Annotated in this window: 23 protein-coding genes and 2 pseudogenes; 21 read left to right on the forward strand and 4 right to left on the reverse strand. The window is 36.9% G+C overall.

Going from position 1 to position 21,248, the window contains the following annotated elements:
* Positions 1–251: 251 nt before the first annotated feature.
* Complete coding sequence (locus tag GMB86_RS05915) at positions 252–929, reverse strand: YigZ family protein (RefSeq protein WP_230459016.1); 678 nt, start codon at positions 927–929, stop codon at positions 252–254.
* A gap of 321 nt (positions 930–1,250) precedes the next feature.
* Between GMB86_RS05915 and GMB86_RS05920 the strand changes: the two genes are divergently transcribed.
* From GMB86_RS05920 to GMB86_RS05935, 4 genes are all read left to right on the forward strand, one after another.
* Positions 1,251–2,420 carry a sensor histidine kinase gene (locus tag GMB86_RS05920; protein WP_155217733.1) on the forward strand — a complete coding sequence of 390 codons (1,170 nt, stop codon included), beginning with the start codon at positions 1,251–1,253 and terminating at the stop codon, positions 2,418–2,420.
* Entirely contained in the window at positions 2,417–3,121 is a 705-nt protein-coding gene (locus GMB86_RS05925; RefSeq protein WP_155217735.1) for a response regulator, read from the forward strand. Before GMB86_RS05920 ends, GMB86_RS05925 begins: the two co-directional genes overlap by 4 nt.
* A 230-nt stretch (positions 3,122–3,351) precedes the next feature.
* Complete coding sequence (locus GMB86_RS05930) at positions 3,352–4,737, forward strand: DEAD/DEAH box helicase (protein ID WP_155217737.1); 1,386 nt, start codon at positions 3,352–3,354, stop codon at positions 4,735–4,737.
* Between the two features lie 3 nt (positions 4,738–4,740).
* Positions 4,741–5,535, forward strand: a complete 795-nt coding sequence (locus GMB86_RS05935) for a ComF family protein (protein ID WP_155217738.1) — start codon at positions 4,741–4,743, stop codon at positions 5,533–5,535.
* Positions 5,536–5,684: 149 nt separating this feature from the next.
* Here the strand turns inward: GMB86_RS05935 and GMB86_RS05940 are convergent, their stop codons facing one another.
* On the reverse strand, positions 5,685–6,467 hold the full coding sequence (locus GMB86_RS05940) for a C39 family peptidase (protein ID WP_155217740.1): 783 nt from the start codon (positions 6,465–6,467) through the stop codon (positions 5,685–5,687).
* A 263-nt stretch (positions 6,468–6,730) separates the two neighbouring features.
* Here GMB86_RS05940 and GMB86_RS05945 point away from each other — a divergent pair, with 263 nt between their 5' ends.
* Positions 6,731–7,132: a TIGR03826 family flagellar region protein gene (locus tag GMB86_RS05945; protein ID WP_155217742.1), complete on the forward strand. Its 402-nt coding sequence runs from the start codon at positions 6,731–6,733 to the stop codon at positions 7,130–7,132.
* A gap of 46 nt (positions 7,133–7,178) precedes the next feature.
* Here the strand turns inward: GMB86_RS05945 and GMB86_RS15470 are convergent, their stop codons facing one another.
* The gene (locus GMB86_RS15470; RefSeq protein ID WP_196220136.1) at positions 7,179–7,316 is read right to left on the reverse strand and encodes a hypothetical protein; all 138 of its coding nucleotides are present in this window, start codon (positions 7,314–7,316) and stop codon (positions 7,179–7,181) included.
* Between the two features lie 215 nt (positions 7,317–7,531).
* On the opposite strand from GMB86_RS15470, the gene flgM reads away from it, so the two are divergent.
* From flgM to GMB86_RS06005, 12 genes and pseudogenes are all read left to right on the forward strand, one after another.
* Positions 7,532–7,816 (forward strand): flagellar biosynthesis anti-sigma factor FlgM, encoded by a 285-nt coding sequence (gene flgM, locus GMB86_RS05950; protein ID WP_196220137.1) that lies wholly within the window; start codon positions 7,532–7,534, stop codon positions 7,814–7,816.
* 45 nt (positions 7,817–7,861) lie between these two features.
* Positions 7,862–8,356 carry a flagellar protein FlgN gene (locus GMB86_RS05955; RefSeq protein ID WP_155217746.1) on the forward strand — a complete coding sequence of 165 codons (495 nt, stop codon included), beginning with the start codon at positions 7,862–7,864 and terminating at the stop codon, positions 8,354–8,356.
* Between the two features lie 14 nt (positions 8,357–8,370).
* Positions 8,371–9,840, forward strand: coding sequence for a flagellar hook-associated protein FlgK (gene flgK, locus GMB86_RS05960; protein ID WP_155217748.1), 1,470 nt, complete (start codon positions 8,371–8,373; stop codon positions 9,838–9,840).
* 6 nt (positions 9,841–9,846) lie between these two features.
* Entirely contained in the window at positions 9,847–10,740 is an 894-nt protein-coding gene (gene flgL / locus GMB86_RS05965) for a flagellar hook-associated protein FlgL (RefSeq protein ID WP_155217750.1), read from the forward strand.
* Between the two features lie 128 nt (positions 10,741–10,868).
* Complete coding sequence (locus GMB86_RS05970; protein WP_155217752.1) at positions 10,869–11,444, forward strand: DUF6470 family protein; 576 nt, start codon at positions 10,869–10,871, stop codon at positions 11,442–11,444.
* A 6-nt stretch (positions 11,445–11,450) separates the two neighbouring features.
* Complete coding sequence (gene fliW / locus GMB86_RS05975) at positions 11,451–11,888, forward strand: flagellar assembly protein FliW (protein ID WP_155217754.1); 438 nt, start codon at positions 11,451–11,453, stop codon at positions 11,886–11,888.
* The gene (csrA, locus tag GMB86_RS05980) at positions 11,888–12,121 is read left to right on the forward strand and encodes a carbon storage regulator CsrA (protein ID WP_155217756.1); all 234 of its coding nucleotides are present in this window, start codon (positions 11,888–11,890) and stop codon (positions 12,119–12,121) included. Before fliW ends, csrA begins: the two co-directional genes overlap by 1 nt.
* 118 nt (positions 12,122–12,239) lie before the next feature.
* Complete coding sequence (locus tag GMB86_RS05985; RefSeq protein WP_155217757.1) at positions 12,240–13,376, forward strand: flagellin N-terminal helical domain-containing protein; 1,137 nt, start codon at positions 12,240–12,242, stop codon at positions 13,374–13,376.
* A gap of 345 nt (positions 13,377–13,721) precedes the next feature.
* Positions 13,722–13,835: pseudogene (locus GMB86_RS15715) on the forward strand (flagellin); the annotation flags it as partial.
* A 4-nt stretch (positions 13,836–13,839) separates the two neighbouring features.
* A pseudogene (gene tnpA / locus GMB86_RS05995) lies at positions 13,840–14,288 on the forward strand (IS200/IS605 family transposase).
* A gap of 126 nt (positions 14,289–14,414) precedes the next feature.
* Positions 14,415–14,768, forward strand: coding sequence for a hypothetical protein (locus tag GMB86_RS06000; protein ID WP_155217758.1), 354 nt, complete (start codon positions 14,415–14,417; stop codon positions 14,766–14,768).
* A gap of 348 nt (positions 14,769–15,116) precedes the next feature.
* The gene (locus tag GMB86_RS06005) at positions 15,117–15,533 is read left to right on the forward strand and encodes a hypothetical protein (RefSeq protein WP_155217760.1); all 417 of its coding nucleotides are present in this window, start codon (positions 15,117–15,119) and stop codon (positions 15,531–15,533) included.
* A gap of 215 nt (positions 15,534–15,748) precedes the next feature.
* Here GMB86_RS06005 and GMB86_RS06010 read toward each other — a convergent pair whose 3' ends face one another.
* Positions 15,749–16,261 carry a hypothetical protein gene (locus tag GMB86_RS06010; RefSeq protein ID WP_230459017.1) on the reverse strand — a complete coding sequence of 171 codons (513 nt, stop codon included), beginning with the start codon at positions 16,259–16,261 and terminating at the stop codon, positions 15,749–15,751.
* A gap of 636 nt (positions 16,262–16,897) precedes the next feature.
* Between GMB86_RS06010 and GMB86_RS06015 the strand changes: the two genes are divergently transcribed.
* The 4 genes from GMB86_RS06015 to GMB86_RS06030 all read left to right on the forward strand — a co-directional run bounded on the left by GMB86_RS06015 (position 16,898) and on the right by GMB86_RS06030 (position 21,238).
* Positions 16,898–18,106: an ATP-binding protein gene (locus GMB86_RS06015; RefSeq protein ID WP_155217764.1), complete on the forward strand. Its 1,209-nt coding sequence runs from the start codon at positions 16,898–16,900 to the stop codon at positions 18,104–18,106.
* 34 nt (positions 18,107–18,140) lie between these two features.
* The gene (locus GMB86_RS06020) at positions 18,141–18,983 is read left to right on the forward strand and encodes a PD-(D/E)XK nuclease domain-containing protein (protein WP_155217766.1); all 843 of its coding nucleotides are present in this window, start codon (positions 18,141–18,143) and stop codon (positions 18,981–18,983) included.
* Between the two features lie 286 nt (positions 18,984–19,269).
* The gene (locus GMB86_RS06025; protein WP_155217768.1) at positions 19,270–19,623 is read left to right on the forward strand and encodes a flagellar protein FlaG; all 354 of its coding nucleotides are present in this window, start codon (positions 19,270–19,272) and stop codon (positions 19,621–19,623) included.
* A gap of 37 nt (positions 19,624–19,660) precedes the next feature.
* Positions 19,661–21,238, forward strand: coding sequence for a flagellar hook-associated protein 2 (locus GMB86_RS06030; protein WP_230459018.1), 1,578 nt, complete (start codon positions 19,661–19,663; stop codon positions 21,236–21,238).
* Positions 21,239–21,248: the final 10 nt, after the last annotated feature.

The raw sequence follows: 21,248 nt of genomic DNA on the forward strand, positions 1-21,248 counted from the left end.
TTCTCCTTTGTCTATACTAATAAGGAAGTATAAAAAATTGGCCACTTAAACAGTGGTGACCATCCATTCAGCCAAATCGGCCAGTTTTCTTTATCTTTTAACGTTGATTTGCTTTTGTATGATTGTTTTACCAAAGCTAAGTTAGTTTGATAATCGATAGTCTTAAACATAGCCAGTGACAAAAAATATCATACATACCATTTTACCTAATATTTTTCGATTGAACAATACAAATTACGCATGTAAACTGTCTAATTTTCAATAATTTTGTCTAAATAACCTGTCTCTATGGTTTCTAATTGGCATTGGGCATTTGTAATGTCTGTTATCCATTTTTTAAATAAATCTACCTCTACAAGTTTGACATAAACATCAATCAAAACATTTTCAGTATAATGCATGTCTTTTACTATATAAGAGGACTGTCTAAGGGCATTTTCGATAGAGCCAAGCAGTGGGTAAGAGATTTGAATTCTGATGGTTTGTGATGGTATTCGTTCAATCACGTTTGCCACTTTTAAACCTTCGCTTGTTGAATTCGAGTAAGCTCGTATGAGTCCGCCAGCTCCAAGTTTAATTCCTCCGAAGTAACGTGTGACAATCACGAGTGTATCTTCAAGGCGTTGTTTTTTTAAGACTTCTAGAATAGGAACACCTGCAGTCCCTGTCGGCTCTCCATCATCACTTGCTTTTTGAATCGCTTGGTTTTCTCCTATGGTATAAGCAAAGCAATTATGTGTGGCTTTCCAATGTTCTTTTCGAATTCTCTCAATACACGCTTTTGCTTCGTCTTCTGACGCTACAGGAAAGATATGAGAGATGAAACGAGATTTTTGTATGTCAATTTCATGAATGGCTTCTTCTTTTATGGTTTTATACTGTCTAACTTCGACCATGATATCCTCCATAAGATGATAAAAATATGTCATATATACTATAGATTATCATAGATAGACGATGAGTGTCTTGTGATGGTATGATCAAGTTATATACCTGTAGTGAATTTGTAATAAACGTAATGCCTTTTTTCGTTTAAAATAGAAGTAGTGTTGTTTGTATTTTTTTTAATATTTGATGCTCTTATAGAAAAATAAGTCAAATAGTGCTCATTGCTGCGGTCATTTTTTTCATATGATTCTGACTGATCAATGAATCGTTTAAAATAGAGAGTTAGACCTATGCACAGTTAGGTAAAAAGGTTCTAGTCCTTATATCTCTTGCTAGATTAAAGTAATGTTAGGGGAATGTTTATGTCACGAAACCATGAGGCATCTCTACCATTAGATGCGGAACATCTCGATCAAATCATTGATAAAATGGTTTACGCTGTTGAAGATAGCAAAACTCAAATATTTGAAATTGGTGAACAGTCTCGTGAAGAACACGACGCTCTCGTTAAGGAATTAGAGGTCATTAAACATCAAGTCCATGACGTCATTGATCGTTATGATACTCTTGAAAGAGATGCGAGATTAGCAAGAGGTCACCTGGCTAAAGTGAGTAGTCATTTTAATACTTATCAAGAAGCAGATATTAGAGCAGCTTACGAACGAGCAAACAGCATCCAAGTGGAACTATCCATCGTCCAAGAAATGGAACGTCAATTAAAAATCAGGCGAAATGATATTGAAAGACGGATTACGAAGTTAAAAGCAACAGTGGATAAAGCTGATAAGTTAGTTGGACAAGTCTCCGTGGTCTTAAATTACTTAACCGGTGATTTGCAAAAAATGGGAGAAATGATTGAGAGTGCGAAGGAAAAACAAGCATTCGGGTTGAAAATTATTGAAGCGCAGGAAGAAGAACGTAAGAGACTGTCGAGAGAAATCCATGACGGACCTGCACAAATTTTGGCACGAGTCCTAATTGGTTCGGATATCGTCGAACGTGTTCATCGTAATCAAGGACCTGAAGCATCCGCCAAAGAGTTGTTAACCTATCGTGAAATGGTACGTTCAGCCTTAGCTGAAGTCAGACGCATCATATATGATTTGAGACCAATGACGCTAGATGATCTGGGACTCATCCCAACGCTAAAAAAATACTTGAGTCAAGTCGAAAATCAATTTAAAGGTCTAAAAGTTCATTTTAATTGTATAGGTCATGAACATCGCGTATCTTCGAATATGGAAGTAGCTTTATTTCGGTTATGTCAAGAAGGGGTTCAAAATGCGTGTAAACATGCCGAAGCATCATTTATTAAAGTTATTGTTGAATTTAAAGAGAAACAAATTGTTTTATTGATCAAAGATAATGGAAAAGGGTTTGATCCTGAGCAGAGCCATACGAGTAAGTTTGGGCTCATGGGAATGAAAGAACGCGTCGAATTATTAAAAGGCAAATGGACACTAAATTCAGAGCCAAAAGTTGGAACAAGTATCATAATTAATATCCCCATTATAGAGGAGGAAGAGCATTGACCAATACGCACCCAAAAAAGACAAAAATCGCGCTAATTGACGACCACCGACTATTTCGAGAAGGGGTCAAGCGTATATTAGAAATGGAATCCGACTTCGAAGTCGTTGCTGAAGGAGACAACGGCAGTGTTGTTGAAGCTATTATAGAAGGATCAAATCCAGATGTTATCCTGATGGATATTAACATGCCAGAAATGAATGGTGTTGAAGCGACTCGTACGTTAGTCAAAAAATATCCGGATGTCAAAATTTTAATCTTATCGATTCATGACGATGAAACCTATGTCACACACGTTTTGAAATGCGGGGCACTCGGTTATCTACTTAAAGAAATGGATGCTGATTCATTAATTGAGGCTGTTAAAGTCGTTGCAGATGGCGGAGCTTACATTCATCCAAAAGTCACTCACAACCTCGTCAAAGAATTCCGTCGATTAGCGGAAAATGGGTATCAACGGGAAGCATCGGGTTTTCGAGACATTGAATATCAAAAACCTCTACATATCCTCACTCGAAGAGAATGCGAAGTCTTGCAATTAATGACAGATGGGAAAAGTAATCGCTTAATTGGCGAAGCTCTTTATATCAGTGAGAAAACCGTGAAAAATCATGTGAGTAACATTTTACAAAAAATGAATGTTGATGACCGTACCCAAGCGGTTGTACAAGCCATTAAAAAAGGTTGGGTCAAAGTCAGTTAGTCACAACGAAGATTCATATCGAACTAGTTAAAGACTTAATTAATTCCGTATACAAACGGTATGAGATGAATCATCCTCGTACGATCCTTGGTGTATAGGCACTACACCAAGGAGCCACTTGTATAGGGTAGGATTCCCCCTTTTTATTTTATTAACACCCCTAATCCCTCAGGTGACTTATCCTTTTTTCCATTATCTACGATTTTTTTTTAGAAAGGTGGCTTTCATTATTGACGAATGAGATTCAAAACCTATTATTTGGTAAAAGATTATTGTTAGATGAAATTCCTTTTTCGATTCAGGAACTCGATCAGCTACATCAAAATGGCTTAATAGAAATGGAACAAGGCATTGTTCAATGTGAGATAAAAAGACCATGGGGAAAACAGACAATCCATCGGTGTTGTCGGTGCGGTAATACGGATCAAAGACTCTTTCATTCTTACCCATGTGAAAAATGTCATCAAGAATGTACCTATTGCCGCAAATGCCTAAACATGGGCGTCGTCAAATCCTGTTCAAAACTGGTCACTTGGGTGGGCCCGCCTCCTAAGTTTCTAGAGTATACGATGCCCATTTGTAAATGGACAGGACAGCTTTCTTCCAGACAAATCGAGGCGTCAGATGGACTAGCTAAAGCGCTGATGCGTCGTGAAAATTACCTCATATGGGCTGTTTGCGGTGCGGGTAAAACGGAGCTTTTATTTCCTGCGATTGAAAAACTTCTCCAAGATGGTCGGATTATTGCCATAGCCACTCCAAGAACCGATGTTGTTCGCGAGCTTTATCCAAGATTAAAAAAAGCCTTTCCTCAAGTTAGAATGAGTGCTCACTATTCAGGAAGCCAAGATACACAAGATTCCGCCTCACTAGTGCTGACAACCACACATCAGCTTCTTCGCTTTTATCGTTACTTTGACCACATCATCATTGATGAAATTGATGCTTTCCCGTTTCATCATGATGCGATGCTGCACTTTGCGGTTAATCAAGCTTGCCGATTAAAAAGCTCTAAGGCTTATTTGTCGGCTACCCCGCCAGCTGATTTGAAGACGCCCTTTCTAAAGAATCAATTACAAGGGACTCGAATCCCCGTGAGGTTTCATGGTCACCCTTTGCCTGTTCCAAAATGCATTTGGATTGGAAATTGGAAAAGAAGATTAAAAAAATCCCGACTACCATCCTTGTTTATGAAATGGCTGATGAAAACCTCGCAATTTAACTGCCCCATTTTTATTTTTGTTCCGTCCGTTACCATTCTCAAACATCTATTTCATGCCTTAAAAGAACAAATTGATGTATCGATAGATCATGTACACGCGGAGGATCCAAATCGGCACGATAAAATTACCCGTTTTCGACAAGGTGCGACGCAGGTTTTAGTCACAACAACGATCCTAGAACGAGGCGTTACCGTGTCCCGAAGCAGGGTGGCTATCTTTGGTTCAGAGGATGCCATTTTTGATGAGGCAGCTCTTGTTCAGATGGCAGGAAGAGCCGGACGATCGCTTGAAGATCCGAAGGGCGAAGTTGTCTTTTTTCATTATGGAAAAACGCTTGAAATGATGAAGGCGATCAACCATATTAAGTCGATGAATAGAGAAGGGGGGTTCTAATTAATGAGTTTATGTATATGGTGCCAATCGATTTATGCCCATCCGCTTGATTTCCGACATTTATTGTCTGTTTCTAACCAAGTCGGCTATTGTCCACAATGCGTCGCTAAGCTAGAACAAATTCCGGCTCATCAATCGTGCCGTCTTTGCGGGCGAGATTTAACAAAATTGGATGCCATTTATATTAAAGACGGGACGTGTTTGGATTGCATGAAGTGGGAGGAAGGTCCTTTACATGGTTTGTTGGAAAAAAACTATGCCCTTTATAGTTACAATGATTTTATGAAAGAAATCATGTCAACCTTTAAGTTTAGAGGCGACGTGTTACTGGCAGTAGGTTTTAAGCCGCTTGTTCTATGGTTGTATAAACGAGTGATCAAAGAATCACCCTTAACGTGGTTTGAAAAAGCAAGATACTTATTTTTATATCAGATGGGTTGGCAGTTTAAAGAATATCCTTACGTGATCGTTCCATTACCTCTTAGTCAAGAACGTCTAAAAGAACGAGGGTACAATCAGTCTGTCGTATTAGCAGAACTTCTTCAACAACCGGTGATCCCAGCATTACAACGGAGAGAGGATGGGGGAAAACAAAGTAAAAAAGGACGAGCGGAACGATTAAATACCTTTCAAAATCCATATCGTTTGGATAGTGATTATACAGATGCCATTCGTGATAAATATATTTTATTAATCGATGATATCTATACGACAGGAACGACACTTCGACTCGCTGCGGCCGCACTGAAAGTGGCAAAACCTAAGCAAGTCATCTCCTTAACCCTTTGTCATGGATGAAGTGAAACTTCAATCAATGAGGGGTTTAGGCGAGCAGTTACCCCCACCTAGGATGCTCGTCTACACTCACGACCTTGAGGGGTGGGTCTTTACTAGCCGTTCAGGCGGGATGAAAAAACAGAGCAACATGTTATGCTCTGTTTTGAAATTTATTTTTGATAACTAATGGCTTGATGTCCCATTTGTTCCCACGCTTTGATAAATGTCTCTCGATCCGTAGATTCATTCTTTTTCCCTAAAGGATTATTAAAATAAATGTTCTCGTCATCAAAACCAGTGACTAAGACCGCATGTTCATGAAAGGTGATTTTAACGCGACCAGACGCTGTGTTCCAAGTGGCAAAGGCACTTTTAGGTAATGGTTTAAAAGAGGCATTCGTAATCACGACGACAGGTATTTTTTTTCGTAATTGATCGAGAACAGACTCAAAAGATTGACCGGTTAGGTCGATAATACCATTAGAAAGGTATCGGTTTCCGAGATGAGCAAGTGGTTTATGATAGACACCGTAGCCTGGTTGATTCATTCGGTACATATCACCAACAAACCCATCGTTCGGATTTCCATACAGTCCATTGCTTTGATAAGGGATTTTTTTGATCTGTGATGCTAGCGTCATCTTATCGGCCTTAATACCAGCGTATTGAAGCATCATGGCGAGAGAGGTGACTTCACAACCGCGTGGCAATTCAGGTTTTTGCTGAATTTGAGGCGCATCAAGTTTTATTTTATTATCGGTTAATTTACTCACTTCCGTGGAAGCTACATCCGATATAGTGGTCACTGTCGCTTTCAACTTGTTATTTATGATGGAAAATACGGAAGATCCGTCATTCAATGAATCCGTTATATATAAACGAAAGGCATATATAGCAAAAAGTAAATCAAAAATAAGAAATAGGGGTAGCCAATATTTCCGTAGAACTCTCAATGATGAAAAGGCTCCTTTCTTACAAAAAAATGAAACTCAGGACAACTTCATTTTCCTAGGTCATCTACCAGAAGTCAATCACTTAGAACGAGGTGACACATGATTGACATGATTTAACGGCAGTAAGACTCCTACCTCAAGGTCATGAGGGTAAATGAGCCCTCCTAGGCGGGGAATGAAGAAAACCCCACTGATTGAAGTTTCACTTTAAAATTTTAGGTCTATTTTCTTAAATTTACATAAATAAAGAGGAGAGAACAGAAATGGCTGAATTAGCAAATTGTAACTATTGCGGGAAATTATTCGTTAGAACGACAACAAATGTGTGCCCATCATGTCGAAGGGAACATGAACAATTATTTGATTTAGTGTATGATTTTATTCGTGATCGAGACAATCGAATGGCCTCAGTTCCAGAAATTCATGAAGCAACAGAAGTGGAAGAAAAATTAATTTATGACTGGATTAGAGAAGGTCGATTAACACCAGCTGAATTTCCTGGTTTAAAATATCCATGTAAATCATGTGGAACGATGATTCAATCAGGTCAACTATGCACGAGCTGCCAAAAGAAAATACAGACTGAATTACGAACGTTCACTGAGCAGGAGAAAAAACAACAAGAGGTACAGAAAAACAGTCGGACGTATTATACGAAGAAGTAACCATATGAACGGTAAAAAAGACTCATATAAGAGGTTGTTCAAAAAGTCACCAAATGATAAGCTGCGAATCTCGGCGTTGGCTTGTTTTTCCGGTCCTCATGTAGCAAAAATCTACATTCCGGTCCTCAAAACAGCGCCGCCTTGATCTTCTTGCTTCTAATTTGTCACCTTTTTGAACACGCATTATAAGAAAAAACTTAAGTTTATCATGATAAATAGATATAATGGCTTATAGAAAAAGGTTAAACATCGTTAGGATAGTATCCGATACTATAGATAGACAGTGAAAATAACTGCAACGTATTCATATGACTAAGTACTGAAAAATAACAGATGAAGGTCTATATAGAAAATCAAAAAGAAGTCATTAAACTATCTTAAGGATTCATTAAGGACGAGGTGAAAAAATTGAAAATCAATGGGTACCATTCGAATCCCATTAATCCATACCAACATTATTCGCAATCAACAAAAAAAGTTGAAAAAACCAAGCAACCATCACAGGTGAAAAGTGACCAAGTGAATATTTCCGATGAAGCGAAGAAGTTGCAAGGGATCAAACGTTTAGAAACAGAACGGATAACTAAAGTTAATACCATTAAAGAAAAAATTGAAAATGGAACGTATTCGATTAATACAGATGAAGTCGCAAAAAAAATGCTTTCTTATTGGAAAAGTAAATAAGAGCAGGACCATTTAGAAGTTTTAGAATGAGGAGGCGAGCCCGACATGCAGACAAGAGTAGTCAAAGCAGTGATTGAATCTTTAATTGATGTTCATGATCAATTATACGCTTTAGCTGTAACTAAACTTGAGGCGATAAAAGTGGGAGATCATCATGCTGTAAATGAACTGGTTATTCAGGAAAAACCATTGATTGAATCTTTAGCCCGTTTAGAAAGTCATCGAGAACAGTTGATCAAACAATCAGCAATAGAACTTAACATGAAGGAGCGGGTCACATTTAGTGAGTGGATTATCGAGGTATCTATGAATGAACAAGATAAAGCGATGTGGGATGCATTGCATCTAAGACTCGCTGAGAGTGTATTTAATTTAAAACAAGCCAATGATTTAAATCAAGAGATGCTAAGGCATTCGTTACAGTGGATCCGATTGAATTTAAATTTACTGCAGAAAAAGCCAAAGTTCTCAAACTATAACAAACCCAACAGGCGGTCGGCTTATCAATCAGCCCTATCTCGTATTGATTCTAGAGCTTAACCAGGAGGTACCCCATGATTTCAAGCTTTGCAAGTTTAGACATGATGCGCAGGGCACTATCCGCTCAGCAGCTCGCCATCTCAACAACTGGAAATAATATATCGAATGCCAACACAGAAGGTTATTCACGTCAGCGTGTGAATTTAACCGAATCGAATGCATTTCCATCACCTGGAGCTAATGCCCCGAATATTCCAGGCCAAATTGGAACAGGCGTTGATGCAACAACCGTACAGCGCATCCGAGATAGCTTTGCGGATGATCAATATCGAGCCCAAGCCAATAGTAACGGCTATTGGAGTGCTAAAAGCGATGCATTAAGCCAAATGGAAGACGTTATGAATGAGCCAAGTGACACCGGACTTTCAACCGTGTTAAATAACTTTTGGAATTCATTACAAGACTTGGCCTCAAATCCAAGCAATGATGGAGCAAAATCCGTGGTTCTTCAAAACGGAAAAACAGTAGCCGATACATTTAATTATTTATCCCATTCGTTAACTGATATTCAAGGCAATTTAAAAGAACAAATAGATGTCTCAAGAGATACAATTAATTCCATTGCCAGCCAAATTAATGACATCAACAAGGAAATCGGTAAGCTTGAACCCAATAGCCTCGTTGCGAACGATTTATATGATCAACGAGATAATTTAGTAGATCAGCTATCACAACTAGTCAATGTAAAAGTGACGAGAGTGGAAAGTGGAGGAAACGCTTCTCCAGTTGCAGAAGGAAAATATACAATTGAGATAACAAATAAAAGCGGACAAAGTTTTACTCCGTCTGCAACACTCGTTGATGGAAGCAATATGACGTATCACGAAATCTCGACAACTTACGGTGGAACTACGTCAAATCCAACGGTCACGGTTTCACTTAATGGTCAAACACTTCCTGGAGATCAAATGAACGGAAAACTTCAAGGATTGGTTGATAGTTATTCTAAGGATTATCCGGATATGTTAACGAATTTAGACCATATGGCGAAAACGTTCGGTGATGCGTTTAACTCTGTTTACAAAGGCAGTGCAGGATATAATGCCTCCATCGGTGATTTCTTCAGTGATACGTCATCCGCAGCGAATTTCAAAGTAAATGATAACTTAACAAAAGCGAACATTTCAGCGGGTGCTACTGGTGGAGCATCGGATGATAACTCTATTGCTCAAAAGTTATCGGATGTTCTAAAAACGGAAAAATATGACTTTGAAGGAAAAGGTCAAGAAACGACGCTTATAAGTTACCTTCAAGGGACGATCGGTGATATGGGTGTCAATGCACAACAAGCGAATCGTATGACGAGCAATACCGCTTCACTCATGCAAACTGCGAGCAACAACCGTCAATCGGTCAGCGGCGTCTCTATCGACGAAGAAATGGTCAATTTAATTCAGTATCAACACTCTTACAGTGCTGCTGCTCGTGTGATGACGACGCTGGATGAGATGCTTGATACCTTGATCAATAGAATGGGAGTGTAATAGAGCATGAGAATTACACAGGGCATGTTGAGTGGTAATATTTTGACTCAGCTCAGCAAAGGCTATGGAAAAATGGCCGACTATCAACAGCAATTAGCCAGTGGAAAGAAAATCACACGACCTTCCCAAGATCCGGTTGTCGCGGCGCTTGGTATAGGATATAGAGAAGACGCTTCAGCAGTTGAACAATATCAGCGAAATGTGACGGATGGCTATAAGTGGCTCGATAGCTCGGATAGTGCATTGTCTCAAACGGATGACGTTCTTAATCGTATTCGAGAGTTAACCGTTCAAGCGAGCAATGGCACAAATAGTGCAGACGATCGTAACAGTATTAAACAAGAAATTGATCAAATGAAACAGCAGCTTGTCACAATTGGGAATTCGCAAATTGGAGAGCGTTATATTTTTAACGGGAACAATTCAAGTGTGGCCCCTATTAGTATAGATTCATCAGGAAAAATAACGGTTAATAATGGAATGAACAATGCGCCAGTCACTATTGATGTTAATCACGGCGTTAAAATTCAGATTAATGTTGATCCACAGAGCGTTTTTAATCAAGGGCTCTTCGATGACATGGATGATCTAGAAAATGCTCTATCAGATGGAAATACGACAGGCGATCAGATAAGTGATTTTCTATCAAAGATCGATGACCATCTAAGTCATGTATCTGCAGCACAAGCAGACCTAGGAGCAAAAATGAATCGTATGGATTTAATCCAAAATCGTTTGGCCGTTCAAAAAGAAGACACTGAAAAGATCATGTCGTCAAATGAAGATGCTGACTTCGAATCGACAGTGGTTAATCTAACAACACAACAATCCGTTTATAATGCAGCTTTATCAGTTGGAGCTAAAATGATGCAGCCAACACTGGCTGATTTTATCAAATAAACTATTAAAAGTCCCATTGGATGGGGCTTTTTTACAACACAGATGTTGGTTAGAGATTGGCTATAAATAAAGAAACTTTCAACCTTAGTTCTTTACACAATGTGGTTAAATTGAGGAGTGAAAAAGTCATGAAGACGACGCCTCGTTTAGAGATGCATCAAGTTTACGGACGGATTGGTATAAGGCGACATGATGCAACGTTAGAAATAGAACAAAAAAAAGCTGTGCAATCAATTCAGCAGCCAAAAGCTGTTATGAACATTCAACGGGAACCAGCAAGGGTACTGATAGATCAGACGGAGGCTTGGCATAATCTTGATTTGAAATCTGCCCGTGTAAGAATAACAGAAGCAGCACAAGCTGGACGCCAAGCGATCTTTGAAGGAATAGCAAGACGAGCATCTGAAGGTGATGAATTAATGCATATTGAACGAGGCGGGAATCCCATTGCTGAACAAGCCATAAGACATGGTACGCAAGACCATCACTATGACACTGGACATGTTCCTTCTTCTGAAGCAGTCAAAATAAGTGGTGATGCAGGCAAACTAAAGATTGATTGGAAAACCCATGCTCCGAAAATCGATGTTGAGCTCAATCCGCCGAGATTCACATCAGAACCAGGCTTAGTACAAATCTTCATGGAGCAATACCCGTCACTTTCATTTGAAGCCAAAGGCTTATACGTTGATGAGAAAGGATAAAAAACAATGAAAATAGAAACGAAATATTTTGGTGAACAAACGATTGACGAAAACGAAATTATATCATTTCCTCAAGGCATTCCAGGATTTTTAGAAGAAAAAGCATTTATTCTTCAGCCCTTTGGCGAAGCCTTTTTTGTTTTGCAATCCATTCAGCATGCTAACATTGCCTTTGTTTTAACTTCTCCCTTCTTCTACTATAGAGACTATGAAATTGACTTACCGAATCCATTGGTTGAGCAATTAGAAATAAAAGACGCAAAAGATGCCGGCGTCTTCGTCATTGTTCATATTCATGACCCATTTAAAGATTCGACCGTTAATTTAAAAGCCCCGATCATCATTAATCAAAGGGAACAATTGGGTAAACAATATATTATTAACGATACAAAATACAGCACAAAGCAGCGCTTAGAGCCTCTTAAAGCAGGAGGAGTGAAATAATGCTGGTTCTCACACGTAAACTCGGTGAAGCAATTAAAATAGGGGATCATATAGAAATTAAGATCGTTGCTATCGACGGAGATCAAATTAAACTTGGCATTGAAGCTCCGAAAGACGTAGATATTTATCGAAAAGAAGTATACGAGGCGATTCAGGAAGAAAATAGTTTAGCTACACAAATGAATTTCCCAAATGATCTAATAAAAATGATAAAAACGATAAAAAAAGACTAAACTTCATGAAATCCTTGACGATATATAAAATGTAGCAAGTAGCAGGGACGGCCGCCCTCTCTTGTACGAAAATAGCACAAGGACGTGCGATTATAATACTCAAGGAGGAAACAACAAAATGAGAATTAATCATAACATTGCGGCATTGAACACTTATCGTCAGTTGAATAGTGCATCTGGTGCACAATCTAAATCAATGGAGAAATTATCTTCAGGTCTTCGTATTAACCGTGCTGGAGATGACGCTGCAGGTTTAGCAATCTCTGAAAAAATGCGTGGTCAAATTCGTGGATTAGACCAAGCCTCTGCAAACTCGCAAGATGGTATTTCTTTAATTCAAACAGCTGAAGGTGCTTTAAATGAAACTCACTCAATTCTTCAACGTCAACGTGAATTAGCAACTCAAGCGGCTAATGATACGAACACGGCAGAAGATCGTAAAAACATTCAAGATGAAATGGATCAATTGGGTAAAGAAATTGATCGTATTGCTGGGACAACTCAGTTCAACACAAAGAATCTACTAGATGGTTCAATGGATAAAACTACAACTGCAGGTGCTAATAAAATTTCAAACACTTCACTTAAAGGGGCAAGTGGAGTTGCAATTGCCGCAAGTACAGAAGCTTTAAACACTTTAACAGATAAAGATGGTAATAGTTTAGGTATCCAAGCAAGTGATACAGTTGAGGTGTCATATGTTAAAAACGGTACAACAACTACTGTTAATTTAGCAGGTGATGATACCATCGCTGATATTACATCAGCAGGTGACTTTGGAGCCGCAACAGTAAATGGAGGGGCTATTGAAGTTACTGCATCTGCAACTGGCGAAGCAGGGGCTATTCATGGTTTTACAGTTACTGTTAAAGATGCAAGTGGTAATGTAAGGACTGGGGCATCTAATGCATTATCTAGTTTCTCTGAAGTTACTCAGGCTACTGAAGATCATGCTGACGGTTCATCTACATTCCAAATCGGTGCTAACACTGGTCAAAACATCAACTTAGCAATTAAAGACATGGGTTCTTCAGCTCTAGGGATAAAAGACCTTAAAGTAGGTAACCAAGGTCAAGCTAACGTAGCAATCAAAGTTATTGATGAAGCAATCGCAAAAGTTTCAGCAGAACGTTCAAATCTTGGTGCTACTCAAAACCGTTTAGAACATACTATCAACAACTTGAACACTTCTAGCGAAAACTTAACTGCTGCTGAATCTCGTGTCCGTGACGTAGATTATGCTTTAGCTGCTTAAGCAGTGACAAGCACAGTCGTCCTAGCTGGTAACGGCTAGAGATCATTATCGGGTGAATTGCTGGAAACCCCTTAGAGCTTTTCTTGCCACAACGTAGTTGGAAACGACAAGCGTGATGGTTTGAAAAAAGAAAAGATTGGGCAATCAGCAACCAAGCTCCTGTCTCGAAAGAGTGGAGAAGGTTCAACGACTAGGATAGACCATCTAAAAGCTAAGCTTAAGATGATGAAATCCATAGGCGAAGCAATGGTCATCAGCATTGTGAATCCGAAGTGCCCGACCCCTACTAGATTGCTAGAGGGTGAAGATATAGTCTGGTCATTTGTGAAAGCAAATGTTCGCACGATGGCGAAAGAAATGATGGCACAAACTAAGAACTCTATTCTTTCTCAAGCAGCACAAGCAATGTTGGCTCAAGCAAACCAACAACCACAAGGAGTTTTACAACTTCTTCGTTAATATTATTAACCAAATTGGGGACCCTAGGATTATTCCTAGGGTCTTATTTTTAATTGCATTCATCCCAAAATATAGAAGAAAGCTGATCTATGGGAAACTGAGAAAAGACATTGGATCGATATTAAGAAGGCTATGTGAGATGGAAGATGTAGAAATAATATAAGCACATGCCATGCCTGATCACATACACATGTTGGTCAGAATACCATCCAAAATGTCTGTCTCATACTTCATGGGATACTTAAAAGGGAAAAGCTCTCAGATGATACATGATCGACATGGAAACTTGAAATATAACCATGGGAATCGTATATTTTGAGCAAAAGGTTACTATGTAAGTACAGTGGGATTAAACGAAAAACAGTGGCCAAATATATTTGAGAACAAGAATCAGTGGATCGTTTGCGAGACAAAATGAACAAGCGAGAATATGTAGATCCATTTAAAAAATAGGTTGGAAGTTAAACGGTTGGCGGTCAATTTAGAGGTTACTTTATGGACTTCGTTGGTAAAGTGCAATCAAAACCGCCCGTTCTACGGGCGGATAGTTATTAAGAATGTATTGAGGAGTGATTTATTGTGTATGGTGAAATAATTTCCAAATTAATTAACGGTGACAAACAAATAGTAGATGATTTTGTGCGGGCTAAATACATATGGGATAAATTCTTTGATGAAAAGGGAATAAGTACGGATGATATTTCAAATCTGTCAAGAAACTTTTTGTATCAGGACGCAGCTTTTACAGAGGAATTTGGCAATAGACTTGGTGTTAGATTATTTGTACTATCTGGTTTGTATCAATTTTATCCATTTGGTGGTAATAATGAAACTTTGGCAAAGAAATTACTACAAGGAATACAAGATAGTAGTATCAGTTCAGAGTCAAAAATGTTGTTTGTAAACTATGGAAAAGTAGAAAATTTGATTTAGAAACAGAAATAATTTTACGAAGAAAAATAAGTATATATCATAAACATTAAGGTTTGTTAATGATGTTCCTCAAAACTGTAGCTTCTCTCATCGGAGGGGAGTCCTTTTTCTATTATGGAGGATGCAGAAGGTGACTAGTCACCACCCGAATTTTACTAGGATGAAGATATAGTCTATTCTGTGACTGAAAGGAATAATCGTAAAGTAAATGAACCAACAACCACAAGGAGTTTTACACTTCTTCGTTAATATGTTTTTCTGAACGGACTTATTTAATTGAATAGGTCCATATTGCTTTTATTCAGGTTGTATGATATATTTACACCTGAATCAAAAAGGAGGATTGCGATGAAAGAAAAAAAGGTTTTACTGCGCATACCATATAATTTATATGAAAAAATAATGTCAATAAGTAAGCAACAGAAAATGTCTATTAATGCATTCGTTCTTTCTGCAATAGTTAATGCTTTGCCGGAGAATGAAAAACACCTTTATAGTAGACCCTTACGATTAATAGACAAAACAAAAATGGCGTGTGAAAATGGACAATTAAAACATCTATTTTCACTTAAAGATTTTAAACAGTGGATTTTTGAATATAACATCATTAATGACGCCACTGGAAAACCGTATTCGGATAATTCAATTAACTCATTGTTGAGTAATTCCTCCTTGGAAAATAAAGGGAAGAACAAAAATTTAAATGAAAAGATTCTCTATAGAAAAAAAATCAATAATATAAATCACTATTGGTTTGATATCTAACTCTTTGTTAACTTACAATTATGTGAAATTATCTGTTGTTTGTAGCTACAGTCCCCACCCGAATTTTGTCCAATAGATTTGGAGATTACTAGGATGAAGATATGGTCTATTCTGTAACTGTAACTGAAAGGTACAGCAGCAAAGCAAGCCAACCACCAACAAGAAGAAATTCTTCAACTTCTTCGTTAATCAAATATCAAAAAGGTCATGGGGTTTTATTCCATGGCCTTTAAAACATTTGTATGTTTATTTTGAGAATATAGATAAGCAAACCAAATACCATGGCTTTTAAAATATCCAGTTTTCTGATGAAATTCATCTAGAATTTTCAGATCATGTTGTTTTAAATTAATTTGATAACCCTTGTTTTTTATAGAATCGTTACGTACTAGATCAATATGGTTATGAAAAAATTCTTCAAAATACAGTTTGTCATCTAATTTAAGGTTAATAAAATTTAATTTCTGAAGTAAGATTCTAAGGTGACTTGATGGTTTAGTGAGCTTGATTTCTTGAGGTAATTTTAATGTTGTTCGATGTCGAAGAGGATATTCTTGTAAATCTTTAGTTGCAAGTAGAATGTCTTTTCTTTTCATGCCGTCGCATAGGTGAGGTCTAACCAAAAATAAAAAATATAGAATGGAAGGGCGATCATAAAGAATCAGACGTTTTTGGCCGTCAATAGAAAAGCGTAGGTTGAATGTTTTAATGTTTGCCGTGCCTGTCACCACCCGAATTTTGTCGAATAGATTCGGAGATTACTAGGATAAAGATATAGTCTATTCTGCTACCTATAGGTACAGTGGCAAAGCAAGCGAATCAACAACCACAAGGGGTTTTACAACTTTTTTGTTAATATCAGATTGTATGGCAGGGACTCAAGTTTTGCTGGGGTCCCTTTCTTTTTGTCTGTTTGATGCTTAATATAAAAACAAGAGGTATAAAATGATTGCTGATTTTTCGGAGTTTACATGGTTTTGCAATAACTCTGAGTTGATAAAGATATCATCTCGCGCCGTTCTAGTAGCACCAGTCTTTCTATCATTTATAGAAGAGGGCAAAATAGAGCAGCGGTATGATGTAGGAATAGAGTTTTCAGGATAACCCTTATTTATACAATTCAAATTAAGCGAATATATGATAAAATAGTGGCTCCAAGGAGTGGGGTGTTTATAATGCACCATATTATCGTTTTGCTATTCGTCCTCCATTAAAGTCAAATCAATATAACCTCCTTTTTTAACTAAAGCTAAGTTAAAGGCATAAAAAGGTGTGAAAAGGTATGTAAAGGTATGTTTTAGGTTTAAAAATAGGGGTATTTAGGTTAAAATATAAACATTAAGGTATATAAGGAGGGGAAGACTTTGGTAAAACTCCGTTCAAATGAAGTTTTTAAACCGGGCACATTTCCAAAATATACGTATGTTTATAGGAAGTCATCGGATTTTGGTTTTACATATGAGTTGCGTTTAAAACAGGCCCTCAATACTCCCGGATATTTAACATCTATAATAGGTCCATCAAAAACGGGAAAAACCGTTTTATGTGAGAAAGTTATTGGTATTGATAATGCGGTTTCTTTAACAGGTAGTGATTTAAAACATGGTTTGGATTTTTGGGAAATCATTGCTAAAAAAGTTGGCCTGTCGATTAAAGGTGAATACTCAGAAATGATTAAGGTTAGAGGAAATGATTATACTCCAGAAGATAGATCAGTTATTAATAGAGAAGAATATATATCAAGTAAGGATAAGATCATTCAATACTTTAAAGAGAATAATCTAGTTTTAGTTTTGGATGATTTTCATTATGCTCCAGAAGAATTGCAGTTAGACATAGCTTATCAATTAAAAGATGCTATTAGAAGGGAGTTTAAAGCTGTAGTTATAGCACTCCCTCATAGAGCTGATGATGCGATAAGAAAAAATCCGGATTTGAGTGGCAGATTAAATTTAATAAATATAGAACCGTGGAAAGAAAGTGAACTAAAGGAAATCGCAGTTATTGGTTTTGAAAAACTAGGAGTCCAAATAAATAATGGTTTTGCTTCAAAGATGGCGATGGAAAGTCTTACCTCTCCACAATTAATGCAATCGATCTGTTTAAATTTATCTCTCATTATAAATATTGACGAGGATGAAAATATAAAGGAATTAAAAGATCAGGAAAAACTAGAAGAAAGTTATCGTTTCACAACTATAAATCTACCATATAAAGAAGTTGTTAAAAAATTAGAAGCAGGTCCATACACACGGGGACAAAAAAGAAAAAGATACGAGTTGGCAAATACAAATGGGGAGAAAGTAGATATTTATAGTCTTTTACTAAAAGCAATAGCTCAGGATCCTCCTATAATAAGTATCTCTTTAGAGGAAATAAAACAAAGAGTAGATCAATTAACACTGATATCACAGGAAAGAATAGATAGAAAAAAAATTAGAGATGCTCTTCAAAAAATTCATGATATTATGTTATCAAGTGAATCCATTTACCAAGTTTTTGAATGGAAGGATAATCAAATCTATATTCTAGATCCATTATTTCTATTTTATTTAAGATGGAGAGCTAATTAAATAGATATTCAATAGAGTGGAAGGGGCCGTGTATATGTCTATAACGAACCTAAATAAATCCCCTAAAATAGCCATACAGGAAATAAATAAAAAAATTAATGACTTAGAAAAGGTTATAAAGCTATACGAGCAGAACAAAGGGAATCTTAGTATATTTGAGGATTGGAAAAGTGATGTAAGAAATACATTGGACCAAATGTTTTCTGAAAAGTCAATAGGCAAAGATTTTTTACGTGAGACAAATGTATTTGTCAATAAATTTTCTGAAACAGACACTAGTAATAAAGTCAACAATGCCTTTAAAAAAGCAATGGTTTTTTTGGAGAATCTAAAATCTAATATTGAGTCAGGAATTTATCTTTCAGAAATAAATGGTGATTCTATAGATAGAACTTTGGCTATTATCATTATTAGAAGAATTTTGCTAAACTTTTATGTACATATAAAGGCTATGTATCAGAATGATGTTCACGGAAACGGTAAAATTAAAAAAGATGATTTAGATAAAATTAGAATCGGGAACGAATATGATGTTCAACGAATATTGTATTCTTTAATCAAACCAATATTTCCATATACAAGATTAGAGGTATTTGATGATGTTGGTTATAATTCGGTAAGGTACGATATTATATTGGAGGAATATGGGATAGTAATCGAGGTTAAGTGTACAAGACCAAGTATGACTGAACGTAAAATAACAGAAGAATTAGGTGCAGATTCATTTCACTATAAAGCCGATCACCTTTTCTTATTTGTTTTTGATAAAGAGAAAATAATTAAAGATCCTAAAGTCTTTGAAAGAGCATTTAATCGAAAAAAGAACGACTTTGGTAAAGAACTAGAAACAATCGTTATTCAAGAAGTTACTTTTTGAGTGTCCTCAAATAAAATGGTGTGTAAAGAGCCTAAATTGTGTGATAGGCTCTTTTTAAATTTATTTTTATGCCTCACTTTGTAGTGATTCACGCCTTTGTTCAACTATTAAGCCATACACGTATCGATGGTTAAAATACAATGGAAAAATTATCTTTAGGTCTTCGTATTCGAAATCAGTAACAATAATAGTTTTTAAAACTCTTTTCAATATCTTTCTAAACAATCTTATTCATAATCCGATATAAATATTAGATAATTTTTGACTCTAAGGGGGTCCCATACATATGGACGTGAATCTTAATCATTTAAGGGACACGTCACCAACATTACAGCAGGGCATGGACAACACGATTGATAAGGTGACGAATGAGGAACTTCTTAATCAATCAAAGAAACAAGACAAAATAAGTTTTAACAAAAAAGATCTGACTCGACTCGTAGATGAGGCAAATAGCTTGCTTGATCCCCAGTTTACGGAGATTCGTTATGTTTTACATGAAAAACTGAATGAATATTACGTTAAGGTAGAGGATACGAAGACACATAAGGTCATTCGCGAGATTCCACCTAAAAAGTTTCTAGATATGTATGCTTCAATAGCGGAGAAACTTGGTCTAATAGTGAATAAAAGTGTTTAAGCATTAGATATACGTTGAAATAAGAGGTGTGATGACGATGGCAGATAGCTCAAGCATTTCAGGAGGTATGTTTACGAGTAGTACCATGCGTATTGGTGGCCTTGCGAGTGGAATGGACATTGATGGTATGGTTAATAAGATGATGACCGCTCAATCCGTGCCTCTTGATAAAATGAAACAGAAACTGCAATATTTAGAGTGGCAGCGTGACGATTATCGTAGTATGAACACGTTGCTTAATGATTTGAAAACAACAAATTTTAATATGAAATTGCAGGGGACATTTTTAAACAAGACAGCAACGTCTTCAGATGATTCAAAGGTTACTGCAGTAGCAGGTACAACAGCTGGAAATGCTACCTATAAAGTTGATATTACGAACGTAGCAACTTCAGCTCATAATATGAGTAATGGAGTCATTGTTAAATTAGATGCTAATTTTGATTCAACCAAAAGTCTTAAAGACCAAAAAGGAAATTTGACAGATTCATCAACTATACCAGATAGCGGTACTATAGATTTTACAATCAACACATATGATAATAATGGAAATCAAATTTCTAAAACCTTTAGTTTCGATTCAAGTACCTCATTAGATGGTATTCTTTCTAGTATATCAAATTCTGAATTAGGTGTGAGTGCTTTTTATGACTCAGTTTCTCAAAAAGTATCTATAACTAGAACAGCGACAGGTGATATGAATAAGGGGACCGCTCTAGACGGTCATTCAGAAATAGAATTTAGTGGAGCTTTTTTGACCGATACATTGAATTTAAATCAAACAAGTGAACAGGACGGAATTGACGCAGAATTTGTGCTAAATGGATTATCAACTTCAAGCCATACAAATAGTGTAACACTTGGCAATGTGACATTTAATTTGAAAAACACAGGATCTGCTACTATTAGTGTATCCAATAACACAGATGCCACTTTCGATAACATTAAATCTTTCGTCGATAAATACAATGACACCATCCAAAAAATCAACGATAAAATTGACGAGACAAAAAATAGAGACTATCCACCTTTGACTGATGCTCAAAAAGAGCAAATGAAAGATTCTGAGATAACAGCTTGGACGGATAAAGCGAAAAGCGGCACATTAAGTAATGATAGTCTTTTGTCTGGTGTATTGAACCAAATGCGGACCGATCTCTATAGCAGTGTAAGTAGTGTTACAGATTCGGATTATAATCAATTAGCAACGATTGGGATAACAACAAGTTCCGATTATTTAGAACATGGGAAGCTCGTACTTGATGAGACAAAGTTAAAACAAGCCATTGCAGAGAATCCAGACGCAGTCATGCAATTGTTCACAAATAAAGGAACAGAAGATGATTATGCGTCGCAAGGCTTAGCTCAACGATTGGATAAATCGATCAACGACGCATTTAAACAAATTCAACAAAAAGCAGGATCAGTAGGCAGTACTAATGCCACATTTTTAATGGGCAAGAGCTTCGATGATCTAAATGATCAAATCTCCGCCATGACGGACCGCTTAACAGACATTGAAAATCGCTATTATAAACAGTTTACGGCCATGGAACAAGCCATCCAAAATGCTAACCAGCAATCCATGAGTCTGACTAATTTGCTAGGACAGTAAGCGAGAAAGG

Origin of the sequence: Terrilactibacillus tamarindi, from assembly GCF_009718825.1 — a bacterium.
GTDB lineage: Bacteria > Bacillota > Bacilli > Bacillales > Sporolactobacillaceae > Terrilactibacillus > Terrilactibacillus tamarindi.

What these genes read in the sequence shown, in the direction of transcription:
- GMB86_RS05915 (WP_230459016.1), bottom strand. Translation starts at nt 929, where the DNA reads ATGACATATTTTTATCATCTTATGGAGGATATCATGGTCGAAGTTAGA.
- GMB86_RS05920 (WP_155217733.1), top strand. Translation starts at nt 1,251, where the DNA reads ATGTCACGAAACCATGAGGCATCTCTACCATTAGATGCGGAACATCTC.
- GMB86_RS05935 (WP_155217738.1), top strand. Translation starts at nt 4,741, where the DNA reads ATGAGTTTATGTATATGGTGCCAATCGATTTATGCCCATCCGCTTGAT.
- GMB86_RS05945 (WP_155217742.1), top strand. Translation starts at nt 6,731, where the DNA reads ATGGCTGAATTAGCAAATTGTAACTATTGCGGGAAATTATTCGTTAGA.
- GMB86_RS15470 (WP_196220136.1), bottom strand. Translation starts at nt 7,316, where the DNA reads ATGCGTGTTCAAAAAGGTGACAAATTAGAAGCAAGAAGATCAAGGCGG.
- GMB86_RS05955 (WP_155217746.1), top strand. Translation starts at nt 7,862, where the DNA reads ATGCAGACAAGAGTAGTCAAAGCAGTGATTGAATCTTTAATTGATGTT.
- flgK (WP_155217748.1), top strand. Translation starts at nt 8,371, where the DNA reads ATGATTTCAAGCTTTGCAAGTTTAGACATGATGCGCAGGGCACTATCC.
- flgL (WP_155217750.1), top strand. Translation starts at nt 9,847, where the DNA reads ATGAGAATTACACAGGGCATGTTGAGTGGTAATATTTTGACTCAGCTC.
- GMB86_RS05970 (WP_155217752.1), top strand. Translation starts at nt 10,869, where the DNA reads ATGAAGACGACGCCTCGTTTAGAGATGCATCAAGTTTACGGACGGATT.
- fliW (WP_155217754.1), top strand. Translation starts at nt 11,451, where the DNA reads ATGAAAATAGAAACGAAATATTTTGGTGAACAAACGATTGACGAAAAC.
- csrA (WP_155217756.1), top strand. Translation starts at nt 11,888, where the DNA reads ATGCTGGTTCTCACACGTAAACTCGGTGAAGCAATTAAAATAGGGGAT.
- GMB86_RS05985 (WP_155217757.1), top strand. Translation starts at nt 12,240, where the DNA reads ATGAGAATTAATCATAACATTGCGGCATTGAACACTTATCGTCAGTTG.
- GMB86_RS06005 (WP_155217760.1), top strand. Translation starts at nt 15,117, where the DNA reads ATGAAAGAAAAAAAGGTTTTACTGCGCATACCATATAATTTATATGAA.
- GMB86_RS06020 (WP_155217766.1), top strand. Translation starts at nt 18,141, where the DNA reads ATGTCTATAACGAACCTAAATAAATCCCCTAAAATAGCCATACAGGAA.
- GMB86_RS06025 (WP_155217768.1), top strand. Translation starts at nt 19,270, where the DNA reads ATGGACGTGAATCTTAATCATTTAAGGGACACGTCACCAACATTACAG.
- GMB86_RS06030 (WP_230459018.1), top strand. Translation starts at nt 19,661, where the DNA reads ATGGCAGATAGCTCAAGCATTTCAGGAGGTATGTTTACGAGTAGTACC.